Consider the following 10,218-nt stretch of genomic DNA (forward strand, 5'->3'; position numbering starts at 1 on the left):
CATCACCTCGAGCAGCCGAAGCCGACCGGTGTTGGGTCGCCTTTAACTTCGGGGTTTATCTCGCGTGTCTTCTTTATTGAGAGTCTCAGCAGGTCGGTTTCCGTAAGAATTCTCTTCTTTCCATCCTGTACTACGGCAACCCTGTCTGTACAGCTCAGGCACGGATCTATCGAGGCCACTGCCAGCACGAAGTCTGCCACCTGATCACCTGTCACACCCTTGGCAACTGCGAAGAGGTTCGGGAAAGTTGGCTCCCTTGGTTTCCAGCGGAGCGGTTTATCGGAGCCTTTCTTTCCGCGAACATAGTGTACCAGCTCGCCACGTGGAGCCTCGTACCTTCCGATTCCCTCTCCGTCAACCATAATCTTGAGCTTGGCAACCAAGACGTTGTCCTTTGGGAATGTCTTTATCTTACCCTCTGGCATCTGGTCTAGTGCGTGTTCGAGCATGTCGAGGCTCTGGTATATTTCTCCTATTCTTACGGCTGCCCTGTCGAATACATCACCGTGCGGTTTTTCTCCCGTAACGTCCTGTGGCATCACTGGCTTAACTCCTAGGTCAGGGTAAACACCAAGCCTCTCACTCCACCTGGCGTCGACCTTTAGACCAGAAGCTCTGGCAGTCGGCCCCACTGCACCCTGCTCAAGGGCGACGCGCTTGCTTATCACCGCACAGTCCCTCAAACGGGCTTCTATAGTGGGGTCATGGAGGAAAATCTCTTCTATCTGAGGCATTATGCTCCTGTAGTACTTTATCATATTGAGAATGAGCCGCTTCCCTTTTTCATCGATGTCCCTTCTCACACCGCCTATGGTTACCATCGAGTAGTTCACGCGGTTCCCTGAAATGGCTTCAAGAACATCCATGACCCTCTCGCGTGCCAGCCATGTGAGGTGAAGGACCGTGTCGTAGCCTATGTCGTGGCCAAGGACACCGAGGTTAAGCAGGTGGGAGTGAACCCTCTCGAGCTCGCCTATTATGGCACGGATGTACTCAGCCCTCTCTGGCACTTCTATTCCGGCCGCTTCCTCAACGGCTCTGGTGTAGGTGTGGTTGTGGGAGAACGAGCAGATGCCACATATCCTCTCTGCGAGGTACATTATCTGGACGTAATTTCTCCTGTATGCTATCCACTGCAGGCCACGTAGATTGTAGCCAAGCTTAACATCAACGTTGACTATCCTTTCGCCATCGAGCGTAAGTATGAACTTCTCAGGTTCCTCTAAGCCGGGATGAATTGGGCCGAACGGTATCTTTATCCAGTACTCGACCTTCTTGGTCATTTATCTCCCCCCTTCAGGTAGTACGGGTGTCCAGCGTTCTTGACAATCTCTTCTGGTATGCCTTTTTCGTCGAGTCTGAGCGGGTAGATACCCTCTGGGAAGTCGTCCGGGAGGAAAAGCCTTCTACTGTCGGGGATACCTTCGAAGACTATGCCCATCATCTCAGCGGCTTCCCTTTCGTACTGGAGTGCTATCGGGAAGATGTCGCTGATATCGGGAATTACTGGATCGTCTTTGGGTACTCTAACATCGACGAGCAGTGAGACTGCTGGAGCATTGTCGTAGTGCAGGAGGATGTGGCTCATATAGCCTATCTCTTCCCCGTAGTCCTGCTCTATTCCTATCGAATAGTGGGCCTCTGGGTCGAGTTCAAGGAGGAACTTCATGAGCGCTTTGTAGTCTTCTCGTGGAACGATCACCCAGACGCGCTTCCTTCCCCACTTGTTCTCCCGTATCTCCACGTGAGCATTGGGGAAACGGCTCTTTATGGTCTCAGCGACAGTATCTTCCTTGGTTGGTTCTCTAACATTATCAACATTCTCCATGATTCTGTTATCATCAGCCATCACTCTTCACCCTCCGGAACTTCGCCTTTCAGGATTTTAGCCAGCTTTTCAAGGGCCAAAACGACGCCGTAGAGTATGGCCTCGGGCCTTGGTGGACAGCCTGGCACGTAGACGTCAACCGGAATGATGTTGCTCAGCGGTGCATTGGTGAATGGGCTCTCATAGAACACGCTACCGCCAGTGGGGCACGATCCCACTGCTATGACTATCTTCGGGTCTGGTGTCTGCTCGTAGACAAGCTTGACCCTTTCAAGGCTCTGGTCTGTGACTGGCCCTGTTACTAAGAGGACATCAGCGTGCCTGGGGCTTCCCACGAGCTTGACGCCAAAGCGCTCGGCATCATAGCGTGGGGTCAGGGCGGCTATGATTTCGATGTCACAGCCGTTGCAGCTTCCACTGTTTACGTGAAATACCCAGGGTGATCTTCCTATGAAGCGGCACAACTGGGCTATTCTCTTCTCCAGCATCTCGCGCTCACTTGTGGTTCCGTTTGTTCTATTCTGGTCAGCGGGAACCTTGATGCTCATTCAATCACCCCCAAATCAGTATCACTCCGAGCACGAAAGCCGTCGTTATGAGCAGGTAGCTTACGTAATCGGTGAGCAGACCTGTGTGCTCGTTCCTGAGGAGGGCGAAGAACCTTTTGAGGGCGTATGTGAGACCCCACATGACGTTCTTGCCAGTGTAGTAACCTTCGTAATGCTCGAAGCCTGGGATTACCTTGTCCGGATCCTCACCACTGATGAAGACTTTCGTGCCATCACCAGCTTCTCTCGTACCCATTCCAGACTTCTTGGCCCATTCGTTCAACATCCATGCTATGATGAGGCCGATAATAAAGATAAAGACAAAGTAAAGAGCGTCCCAGTAGCCAAACATTTCACGCACCCCCAACAAGGCTCATTAGAGCGTTTATGTACTCAAACCTGAACTGCTCCAGCATCCTAGCTGCAGGTATCATGACCTTGTCGCTTATCTGCCACGGGAGGAGCCCCATGACGATTATTGCAAGCACGAGCAGGAGCATTGGAAGCATCATTGAGGTTTCTGGGTCTTTGGCGGCCATCACCTTCTCGCTCGGCCTACCAAAGAACGTGTAGAGCACCCTGACGTAGGCTGCCGTACAGAATGCCGTTCCAATGATGGCTATTGCACCAAGGATTGGATTGAAGATGGCCGAACTCTCATAGATGAGCCACTTGCTGGCAAAGCCGTTCAATGGGGGCATTCCTACTATAGCGGCTGCACCTATAAGAAATGCAAACGTTGTTTTGGGCATGGTTTTCGCCAATCCACTCAGCTCGTTCAGATTCCTCGTGCCAAGCTGGTGGATTACGACACCCGCAACGAGGAACAAGAGGGCCTTCATGAGCGCGTGGTTTACAGTGTGGTAGATTGCACCTGCCAGGGCTATCTCGCCTGTCTGAGTCCCGTAGGCAGCTATACTTATTCCAAGGCCAAGGAGTATGTAACCTATCTGTCCGACGGAAGAGTAGGCCAACAGTCTCTTCATATCCGTTTGGATGACTGCCATTGCGTTGCCAATTATCAGCGTTAAGCACGCAAAAATGATAATGATCCATCCTATCGCGCTCATATTAATGTGGGGTTGGAGATATGCTTCAAGCACTATACTGTGGGCCATTGGAGTGTAGATGCTGAAGAGTATTCTCGCTATCGCATAGATTCCACCGATCTTAATGACTAGACCCGAGAGCATTGCCGAGATGCTGCTAGGTGCCGCGGGGTGTGCATCGGCGAGCCACATGTGGACTGGGGAGGCACCGCTCTTAAAGAGCAGCCCCGCTATGAAGAGGGCCAATGCGACCTTGGCGGTGACAGTGGGATTCTGCACGATTTTAACTGCGAGGTACCCCATTGTGAGGGTTCCGTACTGGCCGTAGAGGAGGGCTATGCCGAGGAGCACGAAAGCACTGGCTATCGAGCCAACGAACATGTACTTTATGCCGGCTTCGATGCCTTCCCATGTGTCATTCCTGAAGGCAACGAGGGCATAGCTGGCTATGCTCATGATTTCGAGGAAGACGTAGAAGTTGAACAGGTCGCCGGTTATGGCTATGCCAAGCATTCCCAGCTCAAGGATGAGTATGAGTGTGTAGTATTTGTCGAGTCCGGTGTCGTGCTTCATGTAGCCGATGGAGTAGATTACTGCCATTAGCGAGACAAACGCCACAATGAACACCATTATTGCGCCGAAAAGGTCGACTTCCCAGACTATTCTAATCGGGAACTCAACCCCCTGGCCGAATGGTGTCTCTGCACCGAGGGTGTAGACTATAATTTCTCCAGTGTTCCAGATGTGGTAGAATATCACCGAACTTACGATAAACGTCAGCGCACTTATGAGGACTGCCCAGGCCTCTCTCGCTTTTTTTCCTGCAAGATTCACTATGGGCATCGCAAACGCTCCAAAGAGCGGGATGATTATGAGGTAGGGAAGTATCGCTTCCCCGTTCATCCTCTCAACCTCCTGAGGGCGTTAACGTCGAGGGTACCGTAGTGGCGGTAGGCGTTTATCGTGAGGGCCATCGCAAGAGCCAGAACACAGACGCCAATGACGATGCTCGTGAGCACGAGAGCCTGTGGAAGTGGGCCAACCATAGGGCTCTTGAGCGTCTCGTAGCCTGTGTAAATTGGCGCGGTGGGGAGCTCGTTAAGCTCCATGCGGTATCCGAGGCTTACAAGGAGCAAGTGGATGCCGGAGTCTATAATGTCCAATGCGAGGATGAGCTTGATGAGGTTTCTCTTGTACAGGAAGGCGTATATGCCTAGAGCTATCATTAGGAAGGCTGTGATGAACTGGAAGGGTATCATGACTTCCACCTCCTGTAAAGTGCTATGGCAGCCATCGCGCTGACGAGGCCAGTGAAAACCTTCAAACCGACGGCTAGGTTCATTATTGGGAGGAACCCAGCTGAAAGAAGCGTTCCGGGCTCACCATTGAGGATTGGGCCGTTGTTCCAGAGTATGTTGTAGAAGAACGCCGTGCCTATGCCGAGCATTGCTGCGCCGAGGAAGACAAGTCCGCCGATTCCCTCAAGGACTGAGTAGAGGTGCTTGTTGTATGCCTTCTTCATCTCTTTCAGGCCGAATGCTATGAGGAAAAGTATGCCCGCTCCCGCTATGGTGGCGCCTCCCTGGAAGCCACCACCTGGCGTCAGGTGACCGTGGGAAACCACGTAGGCTCCGAATATCCCGATGAGTGGAATGGTTGTCCTCGCCATGGTTTTAACGATGAGTCCCATATCATCGGTCATTCCTCATCCCTCCTCCAGGGCCTGAGAAGCACAACGGCTCCAGCGATGGCCGTGAACAGGACGGTAGCCTCTCCAAGGGTATCGTAGCCACGGTAGTCAAAGACTATGTCCGTAACGATGTTTGTACCACCGACTTCTTCCACGCCGTGGGTGATATAGTAGTCGTCAGTGTAGCGGAGGTTCTTCCAGTCATCCCCACCCAGCCCAAATTTGAGGCCGTAGTCAGGGTTGGCTATGTAAAGCAGCGCTCCGAGAATGAACAGCAGCGAAAGGAAAGCGAGGGTTCTCTTCATGATCCCTCACGCTCCCATCTCTCTGTTTTAGCGATTCCATACACAACTATGGCCGTAACAACACCTGCACCAACGGCCGCTTCAGCTATCGCAACGTCTGGCGCATGGAGCATGTAGAACTCCAAACTTAGGAGCAGGCTCATGGCTGCAGATGCAAGAGCCGCACTGAGCAAGTCCCTGAGGCGTATCGTGAGATATGCGGTAATGAGAACGCTGATAAGAATCCCAAACTGAATGATCTGGTCAATTGTGATGGGGTTCATTCCTCACCACCCCCGAGCTTCCCTTCGTAGGCGTCGATGACAGCTTTGACAGGTTTAACGCCGCTCAGGTGAGCGGCCTTAGCTATGGCGTGTGCGCCGGTCGGGTTGGTGAGTAAGAGCGCTATGAGAGCTACAACGCTGTGGAGTGTCATCTGGAGGTACTTTGGATCGCCGGTAACGTCGAGCCGGTAGAGGGAATGGACAACGACCGCTAGAACAGCGAATATAGTCCCGAAGGTTGTGCACTTTGTTGCCCCGTGGAGCCTTGTGTATACGTCGGGAAATCTGTGTAATGCAATGCTTCCCAGGAGGTTGAACGTTATGTTTATCGCGAGGAAGGCGTAGATAACGTAATCAACGGTGTTCATTTCAATCCCCCCTGCATGTAGCGGGCTATAGCGAGGGTTCCTATGTAGCTCAGAAGGGCGTAGACTATCGCGATGTCGATGTATATCGTCCTGTCATAGGCCGCCCCCAGGAGAACCATGCCGGCCACTACCAGCGTGTTGAGGGTATCAACTCCCACGACCCTATCTGGCACGGTTGGTCCGAGAAGAACCCTCAACACGGCTATGAATGCGCCGACCATTATTATCAGTGCTGAGTAGAAGAACACTGGTTCTATCATCTTCCCAACCTCCTCGCCCACTTCTCGAAAGATCCAGCCACAGGCTCGGAGCTTTCAGGCTTCTCAAGTCCCTCGGGAATGTCAATCCAGTGGACGTAGAGGGCCTTCTCCTCAGGACAGGCATCGATGGTGAGCGTTCCAGGTGTGAGTGTTATTGAGTTGCTCAGGATTGTGTACTGGGCGTCGTTTTCGAGGTCAACAGGAACGCGCACTATGCCTGGCCTTATCTTGCCGGTTATAACGAGCCAAGCGACGTGGAAGTTGGCCTTGACCATGCCCCAGAAGAGCGGGCCGATGGAGTAAACTATGAACTCAAACCATTTTATTGGGTTTAGGAAGCGGCCAGCCTTTTCACCAATGACGCCTTTGGTAGTGTATGCTATTACCGCCGAGAACATCAGACCGGCTATTAGTTCCTCGCTGCTCCATAATAGTCCGCTGCTTCCTGCCGTCAGCCCCAGCCAGAGGATGTAGCACCAGATGAAGGCGGCAATAAATGCCATCTTTCTATCACCCCACGTTTGGTTCAAAACACCCTTTTACAATTTTGTTTACCATTTCCCAAACCTAATTGGATGTTCACTTTTAAAAGAGTTTTTTGAAGCTTAGAATTGAAAATAAAAGTATGTAACACCCTGTTCTAAACCAAAGGTTCAGAAATTCCGAGTTTTCGCAGATCATCTTTTCTGTTCACGTTGAAAAAGCTTTCTCTCCATTCAGGGGGGACTTTTTCTATTGTTAAGTAGCAGACATTGGCTTTTTCTATGGCCCTCTTTATCTTATATTCTTCCAAAGCTAGTTGCCCCTCAATAATGTCCAAGAATCCCATAGAATATGCTGCATGCAGGGGTTCTATGTGCCCATTAATCCAGCGCGGGACGCAGACAGCCTTCCTACTCTTGTGGAAGTACTTGATTATATAATCTACAAACTCAGGCACTATACGGGGCATGTCCCCTGCCGTGACGAAAGCGTCCCCTAAGCTTAGAGCAGTATATATTCCTCCAATTGGGCCAACGAGAAGCTCATCAACAAGAACCTGATAGCCAAAGGTTTTCAGCTTTTCAGCGTTTTCAGGAGAGGCAACGATGACGACCTCTTCTATTTCATTCGCTGATTCAAGTCTCTCAATTGTATGAAGGATTAACGGCTTTCCGTCGATTCTGTACAGAAGTTTGTTTCCACCAAAGCGCTTTGATCTGCCCCCCGCTAGAACCGCTCCGATCAACTCCTTCCCTCCACGTTGGCGCTTTAGTGTGCCTGAAGAATATAAAAAAGGATTAAAGGCCCATCTTCAGCTTTGCCGCGTATTCCAACGCCGTCTGGATGTAGAGCCTGTAGTCCATGGCCTGGCTTACAGCGGGGTTAATGTAGTGTTCGATGATGTATGGTGCGAAGAGTCCAAGCAGCAGGCAGATGACTGCCAGTATCAGCAGAACCCCGCTCATGCTGCCGTGTTCCCTGATGGTCGCCTTCTCCTTGGGCTTGCCGAGCCAGATCTCCTGGAACACTCTAACGTAAGCCACCAGTGCAATCACAGAGCTCAGCACTAGGATTAGGGCCAGGGCAGGGCTTTTCTCCATGAAGGCGTTGAAGAGCAGTAGCTTGCTGAAGAAGACGTTGAATGGCGGGATTCCGACGAGGCTGAGGGTTGCTATGGCCAGGCCGAAGGTGGCAACGGGCATCTGCCTGCCGAGGCCTGCCAGGTCTGAGATGTCCCTTGAGCCGACCGCGTGGATAAAGGCACCCGCCGCGAGGAAGAGGAGGGCCTTGGCGATTGCGTGGTTAATGATGTGGAAAGCCGCTGCCTGAAGTGCCAGCTGGGTTCCAACGCCAACCGCCATCGCCAGATAGCCCATGTGCATTATCGTGGAGTAGGCAATGAGCTTCTTGACGTCGCGCTGGACGTTCATCATGAGGGCACCGAAGAGTGCCGAAACCGCACCCAGGACTATCAGGATAACGCTGAGGGCGTGGATAACCCCACCGAGCGAACCGCTGACTTCGCCGCCGTAGACGGTGTAGAGGAATCTGATGAGTGAGTAGACACCGACGTTGACGACTAGTCCTGAGAGTATGGCTGAGATTGGGCTTGGTGCTGCTGGGTGGGCTTCTGGGAGCCAGAAGTGGTTCGGGACTATGGCAGACTTAATCAAGAACGCCCAGGTGGCCAAGGCCAGGGCAACGCCTGAAGCTATCGCGATATTGCCGTAAGTGGTGCCCGCTATCGGGAAGCTCAATCCGTGGATTAATGCGCCCAAGTTGGCCATGTTCAATGTTCCAAACGCCCCGTAGAGTGTCCCAAGTGCGAGGAAGTACATGGTCGTTCCGAGAGCGCCGATAAAGGCGTACTTCAGGCCGGCGCAGATTGAATCGCCCCTGTCCCTGTAGAACATGACGAGGGCGTATGCTGCGATGCTGGTGACTTCTATCATGACGAAGAGGTTGAAGGCGTCGCCTGTGAGGAGAACGCCGAGTAAACCTGCCTCAAGGCCGAGGTAGAGCGTGTAGTACCACTCCAAGCCCTCCTCGTGCTCCAGGTAGCGGTAGCTGTAAATCGCAATCAGGAACATCAGCGCGGCAGTAACCAGGGCGAAGAGAGCGCTCATCCTGTCGACTTCGTAGATTATTCCAACCGGGGCAGTCCAACCGCCGAAGGTATAGATTAAGGGCTTGCTGGAGTTATAAACCTGTCTGAAAAGCTCGTAGGAGGCGAGTAAAGTCAAGCCCGTGCCTATTAGAGCATATGCTTGGATTATCTTCCTGTTGCCCCTGACTATTATTGACGTGAGAGGGAGAGCAAAGGCGAAGAGTATTGGTATCACGGGGGTGAGTCCCACGATGTCCATCTTTCATCACCTCACTCGAATATTTTCTTCGCGTATTTCTCAAAGTCGGCGGAGATCTCACTTCTAGCTTCTTCTGGGTCTTCCGTGCTAGTGTCAATCCAGTTCACGTAGAGGTAGTTCTCGTCCATGTCCACCACGACCGTTCCGGGCGTGTTGGTTATGGAGTTCGCCACGAGGGTCTTGGCGTACTCGGTCTTCACGTCGATAGGCACTTTGACTATTCCGGGCTCGACGTTTCCTGTAATGATTCTGAGCATCACGTCAATGTGGCTTTTGACTTCGGCGACCAGCATGTACCAGAGGAAGTAAGCGCCAAGCCAGAGCCACCTGGCCGGATTCAGCGCTTTAGCGTCGTTCTTCACGAGGAACTTGCCTGCTAGCAGTCCTACGGCGATTGCGACGATGGCTCCAGTTGCCAGATCGTAGGGCGTTGCGGAGCCGGTGAACAGGATGTAGGTAATGAACGCGAGCAGTGCGGTGGGAATCACACCCCTCATATCTTCTCACCCTCCAGCGGCGATGAGCGTTTTACACCTATTTCCCTCGCGTCGAGCGTGCCATAGAGCCTGTAAATCTGAACGATCGCGAAGGCTATCAGCACGTTAACGGCCATTCCAATGACGACGGCGGTGATCACCAGCGCCTGGGGGAGAGGGTCAACCGCGGCGCTCAGGAAGCTCCCTAGTGCGCTCTTCTCCAGGCTCGGGAGAATCGGGGGAGCCGTCGGATAGGTCAGGCGGTAGCCGAGCATGACCACGAGCAGGTTCGCGGTGTCACCGATGATAGTCAGTGCTATGAGCTTCTTGACGAGGTTGGGCCTCCTGGCAATTCCGTAGAGGCCGATGAGCAGTGTCGTCATGAGTGAAATTACCACAAGGCTCCAGAGGAAGCCTATCATCTCCTCACCCCCAGGATTTTCTTGAATTTCTCCTCTGGAATCGCCAGGAGGAGGAATACTGCTGTAAAGCCGGCTCCAACTGCTAGGAATTCGAAGAAGTTGTAGTAAATCAGTGAGCCGCCAATGAGCTGGCCGTTGATCTCTGCGGGAAATACTGGTT

At 52.5% G+C, this 10,218-nt stretch carries 16 protein-coding genes and 1 pseudogene; all 17 read right to left on the reverse strand.

All coding sequences use genetic code 11. The features are described 5' to 3' along the window. Positions 1-2 precede the first annotated feature (2 nt). Entirely contained in the window at positions 3-1,283 is a 1,281-nt protein-coding gene (locus tag E3E33_RS10455) for a nickel-dependent hydrogenase large subunit (protein WP_167712074.1), read from the reverse strand. After that, a complete protein-coding gene (locus E3E33_RS10460) occupies positions 1,280-1,849 on the reverse strand; it encodes an NADH-quinone oxidoreductase subunit C (RefSeq protein WP_012572554.1) in 570 nt (189 codons plus the stop codon). The genes E3E33_RS10455 and E3E33_RS10460 overlap by 4 nt, the downstream gene beginning before the upstream one ends. Next, positions 1,849-2,376, reverse strand: a complete 528-nt coding sequence (locus E3E33_RS10465; RefSeq protein WP_012572553.1) for an NADH-quinone oxidoreductase subunit B family protein — start codon at positions 2,374-2,376, stop codon at positions 1,849-1,851. The genes E3E33_RS10460 and E3E33_RS10465 overlap by 1 nt, the downstream gene beginning before the upstream one ends. Positions 2,377-2,380: 4 nt before the next feature. Further along, positions 2,381-2,728 carry a hypothetical protein gene (locus tag E3E33_RS10470; RefSeq protein WP_012572552.1) on the reverse strand — a complete coding sequence of 116 codons (348 nt, stop codon included), beginning with the start codon at positions 2,726-2,728 and terminating at the stop codon, positions 2,381-2,383. Between the two features lies 1 nt (position 2,729). Next, positions 2,730-4,328: a proton-conducting transporter membrane subunit gene (locus E3E33_RS10475; RefSeq protein WP_167712073.1), complete on the reverse strand. Its 1,599-nt coding sequence runs from the start codon at positions 4,326-4,328 to the stop codon at positions 2,730-2,732. Further along, a complete protein-coding gene (locus E3E33_RS10480) occupies positions 4,325-4,684 on the reverse strand; it encodes an NADH-quinone oxidoreductase subunit K (protein WP_012572550.1) in 360 nt (119 codons plus the stop codon). The genes E3E33_RS10475 and E3E33_RS10480 overlap by 4 nt, the downstream gene beginning before the upstream one ends. Then, positions 4,681-5,127, reverse strand: coding sequence for a Na(+)/H(+) antiporter subunit B (locus E3E33_RS10485; protein WP_167712072.1), 447 nt, complete (start codon positions 5,125-5,127; stop codon positions 4,681-4,683). The genes E3E33_RS10480 and E3E33_RS10485 overlap by 4 nt, the downstream gene beginning before the upstream one ends. Beyond that, a complete protein-coding gene (mbhE, locus tag E3E33_RS10490; protein ID WP_012572548.1) occupies positions 5,124-5,420 on the reverse strand; it encodes a hydrogen gas-evolving membrane-bound hydrogenase subunit E in 297 nt (98 codons plus the stop codon). The genes E3E33_RS10485 and mbhE overlap by 4 nt, the downstream gene beginning before the upstream one ends. Further along, positions 5,417-5,683 carry a DUF4040 domain-containing protein gene (locus tag E3E33_RS10495; protein WP_012572547.1) on the reverse strand — a complete coding sequence of 89 codons (267 nt, stop codon included), beginning with the start codon at positions 5,681-5,683 and terminating at the stop codon, positions 5,417-5,419. Before E3E33_RS10495 ends, mbhE begins: the two co-directional genes overlap by 4 nt. Beyond that, positions 5,680-6,051, reverse strand: a complete 372-nt coding sequence (gene mnhG / locus E3E33_RS10500) for a monovalent cation/H(+) antiporter subunit G (RefSeq protein ID WP_012572546.1) — start codon at positions 6,049-6,051, stop codon at positions 5,680-5,682. The genes E3E33_RS10495 and mnhG overlap by 4 nt, the downstream gene beginning before the upstream one ends. Further along, positions 6,048-6,311 carry a cation:proton antiporter gene (locus E3E33_RS10505; protein WP_012572545.1) on the reverse strand — a complete coding sequence of 88 codons (264 nt, stop codon included), beginning with the start codon at positions 6,309-6,311 and terminating at the stop codon, positions 6,048-6,050. Before E3E33_RS10505 ends, mnhG begins: the two co-directional genes overlap by 4 nt. Further along, positions 6,308-6,814 carry a monovalent cation/H+ antiporter subunit E gene (locus E3E33_RS10510; protein WP_167712071.1) on the reverse strand — a complete coding sequence of 169 codons (507 nt, stop codon included), beginning with the start codon at positions 6,812-6,814 and terminating at the stop codon, positions 6,308-6,310. The genes E3E33_RS10505 and E3E33_RS10510 overlap by 4 nt, the downstream gene beginning before the upstream one ends. Before the next feature lie 137 nt (positions 6,815-6,951). Continuing rightward, a complete protein-coding gene (mobA, locus tag E3E33_RS10515; protein ID WP_167712070.1) occupies positions 6,952-7,539 on the reverse strand; it encodes a molybdenum cofactor guanylyltransferase MobA in 588 nt (195 codons plus the stop codon). Positions 7,540-7,591: 52 nt separating this feature from the next. After that, entirely contained in the window at positions 7,592-9,160 is a 1,569-nt protein-coding gene (locus tag E3E33_RS10520) for a proton-conducting transporter membrane subunit (protein WP_167712069.1), read from the reverse strand. An 11-nt stretch (positions 9,161-9,171) separates the two neighbouring features. Then, positions 9,172-9,657: a Na+/H+ antiporter subunit E gene (locus tag E3E33_RS10525; RefSeq protein ID WP_167712068.1), complete on the reverse strand. Its 486-nt coding sequence runs from the start codon at positions 9,655-9,657 to the stop codon at positions 9,172-9,174. Then, positions 9,654-10,058: a Na+/H+ antiporter subunit C gene (locus E3E33_RS10530; RefSeq protein ID WP_012572540.1), complete on the reverse strand. Its 405-nt coding sequence runs from the start codon at positions 10,056-10,058 to the stop codon at positions 9,654-9,656. Before E3E33_RS10530 ends, E3E33_RS10525 begins: the two co-directional genes overlap by 4 nt. Continuing rightward, positions 10,055-10,218, reverse strand: a pseudogene (locus E3E33_RS11035) (sodium:proton antiporter); the annotation flags it as partial. The gene E3E33_RS10530 and the pseudogene E3E33_RS11035, both read right to left, overlap by 4 nt.

Source organism: Thermococcus sp. GR5 (genome assembly GCF_012027535.1).
In the GTDB taxonomy this organism is placed as follows: domain Archaea; phylum Methanobacteriota_B; class Thermococci; order Thermococcales; family Thermococcaceae; genus Thermococcus; species Thermococcus onnurineus.

Excerpts from the sequence above, each read along its gene's own strand:
- E3E33_RS10455 (WP_167712074.1), bottom strand. The coding sequence starts at position 1,283 with ATGACCAAGAAGGTCGAGTACTGGATAAAGATACCGTTCGGCCCAATT.
- E3E33_RS10460 (WP_012572554.1), bottom strand. The coding sequence starts at position 1,849 with ATGGCTGATGATAACAGAATCATGGAGAATGTTGATAATGTTAGAGAA.
- E3E33_RS10465 (WP_012572553.1), bottom strand. The coding sequence starts at position 2,376 with ATGAGCATCAAGGTTCCCGCTGACCAGAATAGAACAAACGGAACCACA.
- E3E33_RS10470 (WP_012572552.1), bottom strand. The coding sequence starts at position 2,728 with ATGTTTGGCTACTGGGACGCTCTTTACTTTGTCTTTATCTTTATTATC.
- E3E33_RS10475 (WP_167712073.1), bottom strand. The coding sequence starts at position 4,328 with ATGAACGGGGAAGCGATACTTCCCTACCTCATAATCATCCCGCTCTTT.
- E3E33_RS10480 (WP_012572550.1), bottom strand. The coding sequence starts at position 4,684 with ATGATACCCTTCCAGTTCATCACAGCCTTCCTAATGATAGCTCTAGGC.
- E3E33_RS10485 (WP_167712072.1), bottom strand. The coding sequence starts at position 5,127 with ATGACCGATGATATGGGACTCATCGTTAAAACCATGGCGAGGACAACC.
- mbhE (WP_012572548.1), bottom strand. The coding sequence starts at position 5,420 with ATGAAGAGAACCCTCGCTTTCCTTTCGCTGCTGTTCATTCTCGGAGCG.
- E3E33_RS10495 (WP_012572547.1), bottom strand. The coding sequence starts at position 5,683 with ATGAACCCCATCACAATTGACCAGATCATTCAGTTTGGGATTCTTATC.
- mnhG (WP_012572546.1), bottom strand. The coding sequence starts at position 6,051 with ATGAACACCGTTGATTACGTTATCTACGCCTTCCTCGCGATAAACATA.
- E3E33_RS10505 (WP_012572545.1), bottom strand. The coding sequence starts at position 6,311 with ATGATAGAACCAGTGTTCTTCTACTCAGCACTGATAATAATGGTCGGC.
- E3E33_RS10510 (WP_167712071.1), bottom strand. The coding sequence starts at position 6,814 with ATGGCATTTATTGCCGCCTTCATCTGGTGCTACATCCTCTGGCTGGGG.
- E3E33_RS10520 (WP_167712069.1), bottom strand. The coding sequence starts at position 9,160 with ATGGACATCGTGGGACTCACCCCCGTGATACCAATACTCTTCGCCTTT.
- E3E33_RS10525 (WP_167712068.1), bottom strand. The coding sequence starts at position 9,657 with ATGAGGGGTGTGATTCCCACCGCACTGCTCGCGTTCATTACCTACATC.
- E3E33_RS10530 (WP_012572540.1), bottom strand. The coding sequence starts at position 10,058 with ATGATAGGCTTCCTCTGGAGCCTTGTGGTAATTTCACTCATGACGACA.